The following is a 15,297-nucleotide window of genomic DNA, read 5'->3' as shown; positions in this document are numbered from 1 at the left end:
CCTGTTTTTATTTACGCATCTCTTCTGCGGCGCGCTCTATGTAAAAATCAAGCAGTTCATAGATCCAGTCTTTCAGATTGGAAAACACAAATCCCGTACGCCCGGCGCGCTCTGTATTGATGCTGTAGCCGGGCGTCCCATTATATGGCGCCGGATCGCCGGTCTCATCAAGAAACGCCTCTTTTCCGGTGCGTCTGTACACGTAAGTCAGGATCTCCCGCGGCGAGATGGTCCCGCGGCTCGCTCCGTTGACGGCACCCTGGATCTCATCCCCGCCGAGATGCGCCAGAAGGCGCCCCGCATCGTCCACGCTGATAAAGCTCATCTGTGCGTCCATATTATCAATATACATCGGTTTCTGCCGCACCACATGTTCCACATAAAAGTACAGCCGGTCCGTGTAGTCATCCCTGCCGATGACGTAGGGGAATCTCACAAAAGCCGCATTTTTCATCGGATACTGCTGCACGAGCGCACATTCCGCACTTTTCTTCAATACGTCATACGATCCGCTGTAATCCGTATACCAGACCAGTCTGTCATGTTCCGGCTCATAGTCCGTCTCCACGGTCTGAAAATGCAGATCATACACGGATGCCGAGGACACCATCACATACCTTCTGCAGGGCACCGCCTCCAGCACGGTGCGCACATCCCCCGCACAGTAAGCCAGATCGTCGTAGAAAACGTCATAATATTTATGGGCAAACACCTGCTCCATCTGCCGGACATCCGTCCGGTCGACGATCAGACGTCTGACTCTGTCTCCAAAATCATCCGGCGTCCGGCCGCGTGTTGCGATCGTCACCTCATGTCCCCGGTGCAAAAGTTCCCACACCAGATGTTTTCCGAAAAATCCCGTTCCGCCCAGCACTAAAATATTCATACGTTTCTCCATCTTTCTTCTTCCCGTTTTCCGTTCCCTTTCGCACTATTATACTCATTTTGCGTTGTTTTATCAACAATCCCCCAAGAACCGAACGGCAAAAGACCCCGCAGAAAGGTTTTTCTCCTCGCTGCAGGGTCTCTTTTACTTCCCGTTATTTTTTCTTTTACTTAAAATATTCCACGCCGGACTCAAACAGTCTCAAATCCTGCTCACCGTAAATATTCATCGCCACACTCCGGTCACGACGCTCCGAATGTGCCATCTTGCCGAGCACTCTTCCGTCCGGGCTTGTGATTCCCTCGATTGCCATGTAGGAGCCGTTGACATTCCACTCCTCATCCATGGTCGGAACACCCGCCTCGTTGACATACTGTGTTGCCACCTGACCGTTTGCAAACAGCTTCTCCAGCCATTCCTTCGGAGCGACAAAACGTCCCTCGCCGTGGGAAGCCGGATTGCAATATACCTCGCCGGTCTTTGCCTGTGCCAGCCACGGGGACTTGTTCGTCACAACCTTCGTGTATACCATCTTGCTGATATGACGGCCGATCGTGTTGTAGGTTAATGTCGGTGAATCTGCGGTCTGCGGACGGATCTCTCCGTACGGTACCAGCCCCAGCTTAATCAGTGCCTGGAAACCGTTGCAGATACCGAGCGCCAGTCCGTCGCGCTCGTTCAAAAGCTTCATGACCGCCTCTGTCATCTTCGCATTGCGGAACGCGGTCGCAAAGAACTTCGCGGAGCCCTCCGGCTCATCTCCCGCGGAGAATCCGCCCGGGAACATGATAATCTGTGCCTGATCGATCGCCTTTGTGAACTCCTCAACCGAATCGCGGATGTCCTCTGCATTCAGGTTCTTGAATACCTTTACGATCGTGTCCGCACCTGCGCGCTCAAATGCTCTCGCACTGTCGTACTCGCAGTTCGTTCCCGGAAATACCGGTATAAACACGGTCGGTTTTGCCACCTTGTGTTTGCAGACATAGATACTGTCTGCCTGATAGATGCCGGTGTCAAGTTCGTCCTTATTATCTGTCACGCGGGTCGGGAATACTTTCTCCAGCGTGCCGCTCCATGCTGCGATCGCCTCGTCGAGTGCAAGCTTCATGCCGCCGTAGCAGAAGCTCTGTTCCTCATTTACCCAGCCGACAAGCTCCTCATTTCCGGAAAGTCCCGCTGCCTTTAATGTCTCCTTGACAATACCAACCTTCTCCACTGGAACCTCCGCCACGATATTACCAAATCCCGGTGCAAACAGTGTCTCTTCCGACACTTCCTTCTCAATCGTCACACCAAGCTTATTGCCAAATGCCATCTTGCTGACTGCCGCCGCAAGTCCTTTTCCATCCAGCGCATAGGCGGATACGACCGCACCCTTTCCGATCAGCTCATGCAGCACCGCATAGAGCTTCATTACCTGCGCATAGACCGGAAGATCATAAGAATCCCTCTCGATGGAGAAAAGTACCAGCTGATTTCCCACTGCCTTAAGCTCCGGCGTGATGATGTCGCCCTCTTTTGCCACATCCACGGCAAAGGATACCAGTGTCGGCGGTACGTCGATCTCGTTGAAGCTTCCGGACATGGAATCCTTTCCTCCGATGGACGGCAGTCCGAAGCCGATCTGTGCATTGTACGCGCCAAGCAGAGCAGCAAACGGCTGACTCCAGCGCTTCGGCTCCTCGCTCATCCTGCGGAAATACTCCTGGAAGGTAAAGCGCACCTTGCTGTAATCGCCGCCTGCAGACACGATTCTCGACAGAGACTCAAGCACTGCATACACCGCACCGTGATACGGGCTCCAGGAAGACAGATACGGATCGAAGCCGTATGCCATCATCGTGACTGCATCGGATTTGCCGGTCATCACCGGAATCTTTGCCACCATGGACTGTGTCTCGGTCAGCTGATATTTCCCACCGAACGGCATGTATACGCTTCCCGCTCCGATGGAACCGTCGAACATCTCCACCAGTCCCTTCTGAGAACACACATTCAAGTCGGCAAGTTCTGCGAGCCATGCTTTCTTCATATCGCCTGCTGCTAACGCCTCGGAAACCGCCGGTGTATCGATCTTATTCAGATAATTTTCCTTCGGGTCCGGCATATCCACTGCCACATTGGTCTCCTGATGTGCACCGTTGGTATCCAGGAATGCACGGGATAAGTTTACGACTTCCTTTCCTCTCCACGTGAGTACCAGTCTCGGCTCCTCGGTCACAACCGCAACCTCGACAGCTTCCAGATTCTCCTCCTTCGCAAATGCAAGGAACTTCTGTACATCCTCCGGTGCCACTACGACCGCCATACGTTCCTGGGACTCTGAGATTGCAAGTTCGGTTCCATCAAGTCCCGCATATTTCTTCGGCACCTTATCCAGCTGCACGCGCAGTCCGTCTGCCAGCTCTCCGATGGCAACCGATACACCGCCTGCACCGAAGTCATTACACTTCTTGATGATATGCGCCACTTCCTCGCGGCGGAATAATCTCTGGATCTTGCGCTCTGTCGGCGGGTTACCCTTCTGCACCTCTGCACCGCAGACTGCGGTGGACTCTGTGTTATGTGCCTTGGAAGAACCTGTCGCACCACCGATGCCGTCACGACCGGTACGGCCGCCAAGCAGAATGATGATGTCTCCCGGATCGGAGGTCAGTCTCTGCACCGCACGTCTCGGAGCCGCACCGAGCACTGCACCGATCTCCATACGCTTCGCCACATAATTCGGATGGTATACCTCCTTGACATAACCGGTTGCCAGACCGATCTGGTTACCATAAGAACTGTAACCGTGTGCCGCCTCGCGCACAAGCTTCTTCTGCGGAAGCTTGCCCGGGATCGTGTCTTTCACGGAAACTGTCGGATCTGCCGCACCGGTCACACGCATTGCCTGATAGACATAGGTACGTCCGGAAAGCGGATCACGGATCGCACCGCCCAGACAGGTCGCAGCACCACCGAACGGTTCAATCTCTGTCGGGTGGTTATGTGTCTCGTTCTTAAAGTTTACAAGCCACTCCTCAGTCACTCCGTCCACCTCGATCGGAACGACAATCGAGCAGGCATTGATCTCATCGGATTCCTCCTGATCCATCAGCTTGCCCTCCTTTTTGAGGCGCTTCATCGCCATTAAGGCAATGTCCATCAGGCACACGAATTTGTCTGAACGTCCTGCGTAAAGATTCTTATGGGTGGCGAGGTAATCCTGATAGGTCTCCTCCATCGGCGCACGGTAATAGCCGTCGTCAAAGCTTACGTCCTTAAGTTCTGTGGAAAACGTCGTATGACGGCAGTGATCGGACCAGTAGGTGTCCAATACGCGGATCTCCGTCATGGACGGGTCGCGCTTCTCCTCATTCTTAAAATAATTCTGAATATGTAAAAAGTCCTTGAAAGTCATCGCCAGACCGAGGGAATCATAAAGTTCCTTCAGTTCTGCCTCAGGCATCGCAGAAAATCCGTCGAAAATCTTTACATCCTCTGGCTCCGGGAACGACTGCACCAGCGTCTGCGGCTTCTCAAGACCGGTCTCTCTGGAGTCAACCGGGTTGATGCAGTGCTTTTTGATCGCCTCAAACTCTGCATCGCTGATCTCTCCCTCGATCACATAGGTCACAGCCGTGCGGATCAGCGGCTCCTCGTTCTCATTTAACAGCTTCACGCACTGCTCGGCGGAGTCCGCTCTCTGGTCAAACTGTCCCGGCAGGAATTCTACGGAAAAAGTTCTCGCGCCATTTAACTCAAAAGTTTCCTCGTACACATCGTCCACCGGCGGCTCGGAAAAAACGGTAACCAGAGCCTTGCGGTAGGTTTCCTCCGATACATGCTCCATATCGTAACGGATCAGCTCACGCACTCCCTTCACGTCACTGATACCGAGATAATTTCTGATCTCTGCTTCCAGCTCTCTTGCTCTGACAGCAAATGCCGGTTTTTTCTCCACATATACGCGTCTTACGTTGCTCATATTTTCCCTCCATCTGCGCACGCCATCGGCGAAACTACTGATCGTTTGTATTTCTATCTTATCCTACTTTCTATATGAAGTATAGCATATGCGAACAAATAAGCATAATTAATATATTTAATCTCTTCTATTATTATGGTTAATATATCACATAAGATTTATTTGACAGTTTTATAAGCAGGTCTTATAATTATAGTTAACACGCTACAGAACGGTTCGGAGCAGCGCTCCGACAGAAACGAGGAACCATGGATATCAATTACGAATTGTATAAAGTTTTCTATTATGTTGCAACCTCCCTCAGCTTTTCCGAGGCGAGCAAGCAGCTCTATATCTCCCAATCCGCCGTCAGCCAGTCAATCAAGACGCTGGAGAAAAAGCTGGAGCAGCCGCTTTTTATCCGGAGTACCAAAAAAGTACAGCTGACTCCGGCAGGAAAGATTCTGCTCAAGCATATTGAACCTGCCATGAATTTAATCCGGCGCGGTGAGAGCCAGCTGTTAGATTCCGGCAGCCTCGGTCTGGGGCAGCTTCACATCGGCGCGAGCGACACCATCTGCCGCTATTTTCTCGTGCCGTATTTAAAGCAGTTCCACAAGAAGTTCCCGAATGTCCCGATCAAAGTGACAAACTCAACCTCTCTCAGCTGCGTAGAGCTGTTGGAGCAGGGAAAAGTCGATCTGATTGTGACCAATTTTCCCAACTCTAATTTAAACCAGTCCTACATCCGCAAGACTGTGTGCAGCTTTCACGACGTCTTTATCGCCAACCCTGCCTATTTTAATCTGAAGCAGCAGGAGATTGCCTTAGAGGATCTGCAGCAGTACCCGATCCTGATGCTCGACCGCAAGAGCACCACCAGCGAATTTTTGCATAACCTCTTTCTGCAGCACCAGCTTGAACTGATGCCGCAGATCGAGCTGAGCAGCAACGATCTTCTGATTGATCTGGCACGTATCGGCCTGGGAATCGCGTTTATTCCGGACTACTGCCTAAACCGCGAGTCCAGAGAGCTCTTTATCGTGAAGATCAGGGAAAAGCTCCCGGCGCGCCAGATGGTCGCCGCAGTCAACCCGACGCTTCCAATCGCGCAGTCTACGGAAGAATTCTTAAAGCTCCTGCCGTCTCTCCCAGAACTCGGCTAACATCTGTTCTACTTCATTTACGTTACATATCCGGCGCTGTTCCCATTCCCTTGGGAACAGCCCTCTGTAATCACTCTTTAAAAACCGCTCGTCCAGCAGTTCAATCACTCCCACATCCTCTGTCGTCCGTATCACGCGTCCGGCCGCCTGCAATACCTTGTTCATTCCCGGAAAGCGGTACGCATAATCAAAGCCTGCCCCCGCTCTCTCATCATAATAATGCATTAAAATCTCGCGTTCATTGCTGATCTGCGGCAGTCCGGTTCCCACGATCACCGCCCCGATGAGCTGTTCTTTTTTCAGATCAATCCCCTCTCCGAAAATACCTCCGAGCACACAGAATGCCACCAGTGAACCGCCTCGCCGTTTCGATGTCTCACCGGAAAATGCCTGTAAGAAAGCCTCGCGCTCCGCCTCACGCATCCCGGTCTGCTGCATCATGCACCAGAGACGCGGCTCTGCATTTCCGGAATTTTCCGCATCATTGGGATGCTCCGCAATTTCTGCCTCTTCGGGATGCTCCGCAATCTCTGCCTCTTCGGGATGCTCCACAATCTTTGCATTCTCTGCTCCTTCCGGAAAATACTCCTGCGGACGCATTTCATCCGTCTCCCCGCCCTCTAAAAACACATCGTAGACTTCCTGCATCATCCGGTAGGACGGAAAGAACACCATATAGTTTCCCTGCTTCGCGCGCGCTGTTTTTTCTATATATAATGCAATCCGCTCATACTCTGCCCTGCCGCGCCTCGTGTACTTGCTGCTGACGTCATTTCCAAACAGCAGCAGGCGCTGTTCCTCGGAAAACGCCGTCTGCGCGTAGACCGCATAATTATCCCTGCGGGTGGACAGCAAGCTTTTATAATACTGGATCGGAAGCAGTGTCGCCGAGAAAAAGATCGTCGCATTTCCCTTGTCTATGCGCTCCTGCAGATTGAGGGAGGGATCCACACAGTAAAACTTCAGCTTGAAGCGCCCGTCCTCCTCATGCTCGGAATACACGACATAATGCTCGTCCACCAGTTCGTAGATATTCATGAAATTGCGCAGGTTTAAGTAAAATTCGTTCACTTCCCTGCGTTCCGGGAAATCGGGACTTTTCTGCAGATACTCATCGAGATCTGCCGCAAGGCGCGTCAGTGCAAAGATCAGCGTACCGATATTTTCATATACGACATAGTTTTCGCACTCACGCTTGTACCCAAGGAGAATTCGGTTGCATTTTTCCAGATGCCGGATCACACGTTCCGCACGTCTGTCATGCTTTTCCTGATAGGGTTTCAGCAGCTTTTTGACCGCCAAGAAATCTTCCTTATAGATCGCCGCGCTGTACATTTCCCGGCTCCGCTCCACAAGATTGTGCGCCTCATCCACCAGAAAAATGTAGTCCCCGCGCGTTCCTTCCGCAAAAAAACGCTTCAGATAAACATTCGGGTCAAAGACATAATTATAATCCCCTATGATATCATCCGCCCAGGTTGCCGTATCCAGCGACATCTCAAACGGACAGACCCGGTACTCCCGCGCCTGCTCTAAGATCACTTCCCTGGTAAAAACATCCTCCTTCTGCAACAGATTGTACACCGCATCGTTCACGCGGTCGTAGTGTCCTTTCGCGTAGGGACAGTGTACAGGATTGCAGTCCATCTCCTCGCACAGGCACAGCTTTTCCTTCGCCGTCAGCTGGATGATCTTCGCCTGATACCCCCTGGTGCGCAAAAGTTCAAATGCTTCCTTTGCCACCGTGCCCGTGATCGTCTTCGCCGTCAGATAAAAAATCTTGTCCCCGAGTCCCTCGCCGACCGCCTTCACCGCCGGAAAGACCGTCGAAATGGTCTTCCCGACGCCTGTGGGTGCCTGGATAAACAGATTCTTCCGGCGCGCAATCGTGCGGTATACGTCCGACGCCAGTTCTTTCTGTCCTTTCCGGTATGCATAGGGAAACTCCAGCTTTTTGATGGAAGCCTGCCGCAGATTCTGCCAGGCGAACTGAAAATCCGCCCACTTTTTATATTCGTCCGTCAGCCGGGTGAACCACTCCGCCAGCTCCGCAAACGAAAATGTTTCCCTAAAATATTTCAGATTCCCCAGAAACGCCGTCTTTGTCAGTTCGATTGTATCCAGATTGCAGTAGGTCAGCTGCACGGAGATCTCTGCAAGATCATGCTGCAAGGCATAGATATAGGCATAACACATCGCCTGCGCGCGATGCACGCCCACGGGTTCATCCAGCGCATCCAGATTCATGTAGATCCCCTTGATCTCATCAATCGTCACATGCATGTCTTCCTCCACCGTAAGATGGTTGAAGTTATTCGAAAAATCAAGCTGTCTCTCCCCGTCGCACGTAATCTCGATTCCGTCCGCCCGTCCCTCGATGGCAAGCGTGTAATCTCCCTCGCTAAGTTCGATCTTAAGCGGCACCTCCGCATGGTAATTCGCGCCTTTGCTCTTCTGAATGCGCTTATGGATACGGCTGCCCTCCCACATGGCCTCCGGGGACGCAGTTCTCCCGTGGCGGTTATCAATGTCTCCCTCCCGCAGAATGAACTCCACCAGATTCCGCACCGAGATCTTTATGATTTTCTTTTCGTCTTTTTCCTGTTGTGCATCCATACGGCAGCGCTCCCTACTTTCCAGTTTCTTATCATACAGTGTAACACAAAAACAGGGCTGCTGCACGAAGAGGTTTCTCTCCGGCAGCAGCCCTGTCTCCGTCTGTCTGACTAGCAGACTGCATATTTCTGTACCGTATTCTCAAACCCGGTGTTCTGTCCGCCGTATTTTACGGTCAGATCCTTGCTGAGTCCAAGATACAGCATTCCGAGCAGTGATTTTGCATCAATCACAGCTCTGTTATAACAAACATCGATATCAAAATCACATTTTCCGGCAGCTCTCACAAACTCCTTTACTTCCTCCGTGTCAGACAATCTGATTTTTCTCTCTATCATATTATTCATCCTTTCCTACTATAAACCAAACGTGTTTCTCTGATTTCCGCGCAATTATTGCATAAATTTTTTTCTTTGTCAAATTTGACGCAACCGGTAAACCACTTGAAAGTACGGGCAATCTGCTCATTTCTGTGCCCGATTTTTGCCGTTTTTTGCAATCTCTTTTTGCGATTTTCTCTCAAAAAGCAAACTGCATAATTATTCTTGTGCACACTTTCTCATTTCCCGCAAAGGTACGTTTCGTTTTTGTAATATTTTCACATATTTTTTCCCCAGAGAAAACTATTTTTCATCTCTCAGTTTCCTAAGATTCTGCTTGAGCGCCTCCACGGCGCGGTCGATCTCTTCCCTTGTCGTCTCTCCCGACAACGTCATACGCACGGTCCCCGGTGCGTATTCGTCCGGCACGCCCAACGCCCCGATTACATAGGAGACCCGCTCCTCCCCGGTGTTGCAGGCGGAGCCGCCCGAGGCGCAGATTCCGTCCTCATACAGCAGAATGAGAAGTGATGCACCGTCCACGCCGGAAAAGCTCACATTCACATTCCCCGGCAGGCGGTTCGTGGGATGTCCGTTCAGGCGGACCCCCTTGATCTCATGCATGATCTTTTCAATCAGATAATTGCGCAGCATCATCTCCCTGCGGATTCTTCTGCGCATATTGCAGAATGCCAGTTCCACCGCTTTCCCCATCCCGACGATCCCCGGCACATTCTCCGTTCCCGCGCGTTTTCCACGCTCCTGGCTACCGCCGTGGATAAAGGAAGGCATCGTAACCCTGTCTCTTACATACAAAAATCCCACGCCTTTCGGTCCGTGAAATTTGTGGGCGCTCGCACTCAGCAGATCGATGTGATACTGCTGCATCGAGATCGGGATCTGGGCATACGCCTGCACCGCATCCGTATGAAACAGAATCTGATGGTCTCTTGCAAACCTTCCGATCTGCATGACCGGTTCGATCGTTCCGACCTCATTGTTTCCAAACATGACCGAGATCAGGATCGTATCCTCCCGGACGGCATGCTCTAACTGTTCCAGCGAGATCATTCCGTTTTGATCGACGTCCAGATAAGTCACCTCGTAGCCCTGCTCCTCGAGATAATGGCAGGAGTTTAGGACCGCGTGATGTTCAATCCTGCTGGTAATGATATGACGACCGTATTTTCCATACGCTTCCGCCACCCCCTTAACTGCCCAGTTATCCGCCTCCGATCCGCCCGATGTAAAATAGATTTCCGACGGTCTGGCATCCAGTGATGCTGCAATCACCTCTCTCGCATGGGCAATCGCCGCCTGCGCTTCCTCCCCGTAACCGTAAGCCGTTGACGCATTGCCAAACTTTTCCACCAGATAAGGCTGCATAGCGGCTTCGGCCTCCTCCGCCATCCGCGTCGTTGCAGCATTATCCAGATAGACCACACCTGCTTTATATTCCTGATCGCACATTTTTCCCCCACACCTTACATATAATAAAAAGATTCCAATTCCCGGAGACACACTTGCCAGACATTCATTTTCCCAGGAATTCCGTTTCTGGAAATTCTCTGAAAAATTCCCTGATCACCGGCACACTGCTGCTCACACTCGCCGGTGTGCTCACACGGATTATCGGCTTCTTCTATAGAATATTCCTCTCAAGGCTGATTGGTGCAGAAGGTCTTGGGATCTACCAGCTGCTGTCCCCGGTGATGGCGCTCGGTTTCGCCGTCACCGCCGCCGGAATTCAGACTGCGATCTCACGCTTCGTCTCCTCCGAGCTTGCGCAGAACAATCCCGCGGGTGCGAGGCTCTATTTTCGGATCGGCCTGCTGCTGTCGCTGTTTTTATCTGCCGCGACCGGCTTTGTAATCTGGAAATACGCAGACTTTATCGGTGTTTCCATGCTCGGGGATGTGCGGTGCATCCCGCTCCTTAAGATCATCTCCCTCTCCTTTGTCCCTTGCTGTATCCACGCCTGCATCAACGGCTGCTACTATGGACAGAAAAAGACGGGCGTCCCCGCTCTCACACAGCTCACAGAGCAGATCGCCCGCGTCGGCACGGTCTGGCTGCTCTATCAGATCCATATGCGGGAGCAGACCGCCGTTCCGCTCTCCGTCACAATGTGGGGCGCTGTGATGGGCGAAGTGGCAAGCACGCTCGTCTCCGTCAGCGTCGCAAAACTTCCGAAGGGAACGGACACGGCGCTTTCCGTGAAATGCGGCACGCGCAATCTCCTTGCCATGGCGGTTCCGCTCACGGCAAACCGGGTTGTTTTAACGCTCTTTTCCAGTTTTGAAAACATCATGATTCCCAGCCGCCTGCGCCTGTTCGGTTACACGGCTTCCGAGGCGCTTGGCGTCTACGGCATCTTAACCGGCATGGCGATGTCCGTCATCATGTTTCCGTCCGTCATCACCAACTCCATTTCGGTACTTCTTATGCCCGCCATCTCAGAAGCCAAAGCCGGCGGAAACGATGCGCTCATACGGCGCGCGGTCTTAAAAACCATCCGGGTCTGTCTTCTGTGGGGCTTTTTTTGTACAGCGGGTTTTCTTGCTACCGGTCACTTTATCGGGAATGTGCTTTTTGGGAACGCGCTCGCCGGAACATTTATACGGACGCTCGGCTGGATCTGTCCTTTCCTGTACCTCGGCGTGACGCTGAGCAGTATTCTGCACGGGCTCGGCTACCCGGGCATCACTTTCGTGCTGAATCTGATTGCCTGCGGCATCCGCATCCTCTTTGTGCTGTTTGCCCTCCCCGTCTACGGTATCCGCGGCTATCTGTGTGGACTTCTCATCAGTCAGGCCGTCATGGCTCTCCTCTCCATCGGAATTCTGCTGCGCCAGACACATCCCACTTCCCGCTCTGCATCCGCAAAATAATATGCACAAAAAATACCGGCAAGCCAGATTACGGTTTACCGGTATTTTTATTCTCATTAAAAGTGCTAAATCTGATCTCAAATTATACTCTGGACAGATACTCACCTGTACGTGTGTCGATCTTGATCACATCGCCCTGCTCTACGAACAGAGGTACATATACGGTAGCTCCTGTCTCGACGATTGCCGGCTTGGTTGCACCAGTAGCGGTATCACCCTTGAAGCCCGGCTCAGTCTCAGTGATCTGAAGCTCTACGAACAGAGGCGGCTCTACTGCGAATACGCTTCCGTTGTGAGAGCACATCTTCACCATCTCGTTCTCCTTCACGAACTTCAGCGCATCGCCGATGTCATCTTTGGAGAGTGCGATCTGCTCATAAGTCTCTGCATCCATAAAGTTGTATAAGTCACCATCTGCATACAGATAAGTGTAATCTTTTCTGTCAATGCGGGCAGTCGGACATTTCTCTGTAGGACGGAATGTCTTCTCAACCACACCACCACTCTTAATATTCTTTAACTTAGTTCTTACAAATGCTGCACCTTTTCCTGGTTTCACATGCTGGAATTCGATAATCTGATAGATATTACCCTCTAACTCAATGGTAATACCATTTCTGAAATCGCCTGCTGAAATCATGTAAATTTCCTCCTTAAAAATACGCTCGAGTTTTACTCTCTGATTTTTCTATTTTATAATAAACAGCGCTATATTTCAAGCTTTTTTTCATATACCGCACTGCGCCATGCGAATTTGCACGCTTTTTGCTCTGTTCCTGGCGCAATCTCCCCGGTATTATTAAGCGTTGCGCTTCTCAATCTCATGGATCATATCGATTCTGGTCTGGTGTCTTCCGCCCTGGAATTCTGCATCCAGATATGCCTTGACGATGTCTTTCGCAAGCTCTGTGCCGACGATTCTGGCACCGAATGCAATAATGTTGGCATTGTTGTGTTCTTTTACCAGCCGCGCAGTTGCTGTGTCGGAGCACACTGCTGCACGCACACCGTTGACTTTATTGGCTGCGATGGAGATTCCCACACCGGTTCCGCAGATCAGTACGCCGCAGTCAGCCTCGCCTGCCACAACTGCCCTGCCGACTTTCTCTCCGTATTCCGGATAATTGCAGCTGTCCGTTCCGTCGGTTCCAAAGTTGATAACCTCATGTCCCAGTTCCTTTAAATAGTCCATAATGACAAATTTTAACTCTGTTGCCGCGTGATCATTTCCGATTGCTATTTTCATTTTTTCCTCCATCCCGGGTTTTGGCACCCGTCCTTTTCATTGTCACATGCTGCCACTGTTTTCTGCAGCACAAACTGCTTCTTTTATCGCTTCTGCGCTGCGCTCTGCTGCTTTTGGCATTTTCTCCGATAGAAAAAGAGGACGATCTTTTCCAGATAGCGCTTTAAGACAATCTGGATCTCCTCCTTCGGATGGATCGGCTTTACCAGAATCGTGCGGATTCCCGTGCGGTTGGCGCCATAGACATCCGTAAAAATCTGATCTCCCACAAACAATGTGTTTTTCTCATCCGTTCCCATCTGTTCCATCGCTTTTCTGTAATTCGCCGGATTCGGCTTTCCTGCCTTGTAGATATAAGAAACCTGCACCGCGTCATTGAACATTTTCACGCGCGGTTCCTTATTGTTCGACAGCAGCATGCAATGATATCCCAGCTCCTTCAAATGTGCAAAAAGCGCGCACGCCCGCTCGTCCGCCGGCGCTCCGTGCGGCACCAGCGTATTATCAATATCAAAAATAACGCCTCGATATCCATCCTCATAAAGGTGGTCAAAATCGATCTCATAGGTAGAATCTACGTATTCTCCCGGGTAAAACCGTTCCAGCATTGCCCTTTTGCTCCTTTACTCATCTCACTTAGTGCGCATCCTTACATAGATTACTACATTTCTACCAAAATATCCACCCGGAATTTCCAATTCGCGTTGTTCGTTTTTCTCAGAGCATTATTTACCTCACCGCGAGGTGCGCATCCCCGCAGAGCGTTTTTGTGTAATAGGAACGAAGTTTCCTATTACACAAAAAAGACTGCATACACATGTGTATACAGTCCTCATCCGCTCATGATTCTATAGTATAAAATTCTCATCCGGTCTGACCGGCTGTACCTCGTCAGGATTCGTTCCTACAAAAAACTGATACTGCTCGAGTACCTGATCCTTACGCATATCCGAAATGGCGCGCTCAACATCCAGTCTGGCAATGTCGCTGTCCACGCCCTTCAGCTCGTAGACCGCATCCGGCTGGTAGCTGTTTGCGTAATCGATGGCTCCCTGATCCGGTCCGCTCTTCCTGATGGCTGCAGGCGCAGTATACTCCTCTGTGGACGGCGCCTGCCCTGTTACGCTCTGCGGAAGTTCTGCCGGCAGTTCCGATCCCACGGTAACAGTTTGATTCTCTATGGAGTTGTAATCATAAAATCCCGCACTGATGCGGATTCCTGACAAATTCATTAGAAACTCTCCATTGTAACCAGAAAAAAATATTACTATAACTTTTTATTATATCGACAAATAAAAACAGAAACTTTACCTTCTTTTCTTATTTGTCGAGCATTTTTTTCAGCTCGCTCATAAACGTGTTGACGTCCTTGAACTCACGGTACACCGACGCGAAACGGACATAGGCAACCGCCTCAAGATCCTTAAGCTTATCCATCACAAGCTCGCCGATCAGGGAACTCGGAATCTCCTTTTCCTCGCGGTTAAAGATCTCCGTCTCCACTTCATCCACAAGCTGGTTAATCTGATTGACCGAGATTGGCCGCTTATGGCAGGCGCGCAGCACACCACCCTCGATCTTGGAACGGTCATACTGCTCTCTGGTGTTGTCTTTCTTAATCACAATCAGCGGAATGGTCTCCACTTTCTCATAGGTGGTAAAGCGCTTTCCGCAATCATCGCAAAGTCTGCGGCGGCGGATGGAATTGTTGTCATCTGCCGGTCTGGAATCGATCACTCGTGTATTTTCACTGCTGCAAAATGGACACTTCATTTGCTACCTCCATGGGCAATTTTGCCTATATATTGTAGTATATCTATACATTTGTTGCTTGTCAATGAAATTTACACGATTATATGACCAGTTTTTTATGTATTTTCACGAAATTGTAATTTTTTGTACAAACTTTCTGTTTTATTGTCCCCTACGCCTATTTTACCTTATGTTTTGCCTCTTTCTCATCAATGTCCACAAGAATAATGTCCGGTCCGATTTTTACAATCCTGCACCACGGAATAAACACTTCAAACTCCCTTCCCATGCAGCCCATCCACTTTGCCGGTCCCGGCACAATCAGCGCCTTGATGCATCCGTCGCACTCGTCAAAATCCAGATCCCGCACATTTCCCAGGCACTTACAGTCATTTACGTTGATGACCTCTTTCCTCGCCAAATCGCAAAAACGCATATACTCCCCCGTTTGCTTCCTCGGATAAGTATATG

Annotated in this window: 13 protein-coding genes; 2 read left to right on the top strand and 11 right to left on the bottom strand. The window is 50.8% G+C overall.

All coding sequences use genetic code 11. From position 1 onward, the window contains the following. Nucleotides 1–7: 7 nt before the first annotated feature. Nucleotides 8–886: an NAD-dependent epimerase/dehydratase family protein gene (locus tag RHOM_RS05075; protein WP_044024856.1), complete on the bottom strand. Its 879-nt coding sequence runs from the start codon at nucleotides 884–886 to the stop codon at nucleotides 8–10. Between the two features lie 166 nt (nucleotides 887–1,052). Beyond that, nucleotides 1,053–4,856 (bottom strand): phosphoribosylformylglycinamidine synthase, encoded by a 3,804-nt coding sequence (locus RHOM_RS05070; RefSeq protein ID WP_014079193.1) that lies wholly within the window; start codon nucleotides 4,854–4,856, stop codon nucleotides 1,053–1,055. Nucleotides 4,857–5,104: 248 nt separating this feature from the next. On the opposite strand from RHOM_RS05070, the gene RHOM_RS05065 reads away from it, so the two are divergent. Continuing rightward, complete coding sequence (locus RHOM_RS05065; protein ID WP_014079192.1) at nucleotides 5,105–6,001, top strand: LysR family transcriptional regulator; 897 nt, start codon at nucleotides 5,105–5,107, stop codon at nucleotides 5,999–6,001. Here RHOM_RS05065 and RHOM_RS05060 read toward each other — a convergent pair. From RHOM_RS05060 to RHOM_RS05050, 3 genes are all read right to left on the bottom strand, one after another. Then, entirely contained in the window at nucleotides 5,966–8,617 is a 2,652-nt protein-coding gene (locus RHOM_RS05060; RefSeq protein WP_014079191.1) for an ATP-dependent DNA helicase, read from the bottom strand. The two genes, RHOM_RS05065 and RHOM_RS05060, sit on opposite strands and share 36 nt — an antisense overlap. Before the next feature lie 110 nt (nucleotides 8,618–8,727). Then, nucleotides 8,728–8,955 (bottom strand): HPr family phosphocarrier protein, encoded by a 228-nt coding sequence (locus RHOM_RS05055; RefSeq protein ID WP_014079190.1) that lies wholly within the window; start codon nucleotides 8,953–8,955, stop codon nucleotides 8,728–8,730. A 285-nt stretch (nucleotides 8,956–9,240) separates the two neighbouring features. Continuing rightward, nucleotides 9,241–10,407, bottom strand: a complete 1,167-nt coding sequence (locus tag RHOM_RS05050) for a cysteine desulfurase family protein (protein WP_014079189.1) — start codon at nucleotides 10,405–10,407, stop codon at nucleotides 9,241–9,243. 53 nt (nucleotides 10,408–10,460) lie between these two features. Here RHOM_RS05050 and RHOM_RS05045 point away from each other — a divergent pair, with 53 nt between their 5' ends. After that, complete coding sequence (locus RHOM_RS05045; protein WP_014079188.1) at nucleotides 10,461–11,828, top strand: polysaccharide biosynthesis protein; 1,368 nt, start codon at nucleotides 10,461–10,463, stop codon at nucleotides 11,826–11,828. Nucleotides 11,829–11,910: 82 nt separating this feature from the next. On the opposite strand, the gene efp is transcribed toward RHOM_RS05045, so the two are convergent. From efp to RHOM_RS05015, 6 genes are all read right to left on the bottom strand, one after another. Further along, a complete protein-coding gene (gene efp / locus RHOM_RS05040) occupies nucleotides 11,911–12,468 on the bottom strand; it encodes an elongation factor P (protein ID WP_014079187.1) in 558 nt (185 codons plus the stop codon). A gap of 159 nt (nucleotides 12,469–12,627) precedes the next feature. After that, nucleotides 12,628–13,074: a ribose 5-phosphate isomerase B gene (gene rpiB, locus RHOM_RS05035; protein WP_014079186.1), complete on the bottom strand. Its 447-nt coding sequence runs from the start codon at nucleotides 13,072–13,074 to the stop codon at nucleotides 12,628–12,630. Between the two features lie 83 nt (nucleotides 13,075–13,157). Beyond that, entirely contained in the window at nucleotides 13,158–13,682 is a 525-nt protein-coding gene (locus tag RHOM_RS05030) for a YqeG family HAD IIIA-type phosphatase (RefSeq protein ID WP_014079185.1), read from the bottom strand. A 240-nt stretch (nucleotides 13,683–13,922) separates the two neighbouring features. After that, entirely contained in the window at nucleotides 13,923–14,306 is a 384-nt protein-coding gene (locus tag RHOM_RS05025) for a hypothetical protein (protein WP_014079184.1), read from the bottom strand. Between the two features lie 88 nt (nucleotides 14,307–14,394). Continuing rightward, nucleotides 14,395–14,847 (bottom strand): transcriptional regulator NrdR, encoded by a 453-nt coding sequence (gene nrdR / locus RHOM_RS05020; RefSeq protein WP_014079183.1) that lies wholly within the window; start codon nucleotides 14,845–14,847, stop codon nucleotides 14,395–14,397. A 157-nt stretch (nucleotides 14,848–15,004) separates the two neighbouring features. Continuing rightward, nucleotides 15,005–15,262 carry a YlmC/YmxH family sporulation protein gene (locus tag RHOM_RS05015; RefSeq protein ID WP_014079182.1) on the bottom strand — a complete coding sequence of 86 codons (258 nt, stop codon included), beginning with the start codon at nucleotides 15,260–15,262 and terminating at the stop codon, nucleotides 15,005–15,007. Nucleotides 15,263–15,297: the final 35 nt, after the last annotated feature.

The organism is Roseburia hominis A2-183 (genome assembly GCF_000225345.1).
GTDB lineage: Bacteria > Bacillota > Clostridia > Lachnospirales > Lachnospiraceae > Roseburia > Roseburia hominis.
Note: the sequence above shows the minus strand (reverse complement) of the source record. Positions and strands in the feature narration are given on the sequence as shown.

What these genes read in the sequence shown, in the direction of transcription:
- RHOM_RS05075 (WP_044024856.1), bottom strand. Translation starts at nt 886, where the DNA reads ATGAATATTTTAGTGCTGGGCGGAACGGGATTTTTCGGAAAACATCTG.
- efp (WP_014079187.1), bottom strand. Translation starts at nt 12,468, where the DNA reads ATGATTTCAGCAGGCGATTTCAGAAATGGTATTACCATTGAGTTAGAG.
- rpiB (WP_014079186.1), bottom strand. Translation starts at nt 13,074, where the DNA reads ATGAAAATAGCAATCGGAAATGATCACGCGGCAACAGAGTTAAAATTT.
- nrdR (WP_014079183.1), bottom strand. Translation starts at nt 14,847, where the DNA reads ATGAAGTGTCCATTTTGCAGCAGTGAAAATACACGAGTGATCGATTCC.
- RHOM_RS05015 (WP_014079182.1), bottom strand. Translation starts at nt 15,262, where the DNA reads ATGCGTTTTTGCGATTTGGCGAGGAAAGAGGTCATCAACGTAAATGAC.
- RHOM_RS05065 (WP_014079192.1), top strand. Translation starts at nt 5,105, where the DNA reads ATGGATATCAATTACGAATTGTATAAAGTTTTCTATTATGTTGCAACC.
- RHOM_RS05030 (WP_014079185.1), bottom strand. Translation starts at nt 13,682, where the DNA reads ATGCTGGAACGGTTTTACCCGGGAGAATACGTAGATTCTACCTATGAG.
- RHOM_RS05025 (WP_014079184.1), bottom strand. Translation starts at nt 14,306, where the DNA reads ATGAATTTGTCAGGAATCCGCATCAGTGCGGGATTTTATGATTACAAC.
- RHOM_RS05060 (WP_014079191.1), bottom strand. Translation starts at nt 8,617, where the DNA reads ATGGATGCACAACAGGAAAAAGACGAAAAGAAAATCATAAAGATCTCG.
- RHOM_RS05070 (WP_014079193.1), bottom strand. Translation starts at nt 4,856, where the DNA reads ATGAGCAACGTAAGACGCGTATATGTGGAGAAAAAACCGGCATTTGCT.
- RHOM_RS05050 (WP_014079189.1), bottom strand. Translation starts at nt 10,407, where the DNA reads ATGTGCGATCAGGAATATAAAGCAGGTGTGGTCTATCTGGATAATGCT.
- RHOM_RS05055 (WP_014079190.1), bottom strand. Translation starts at nt 8,955, where the DNA reads ATGATAGAGAGAAAAATCAGATTGTCTGACACGGAGGAAGTAAAGGAG.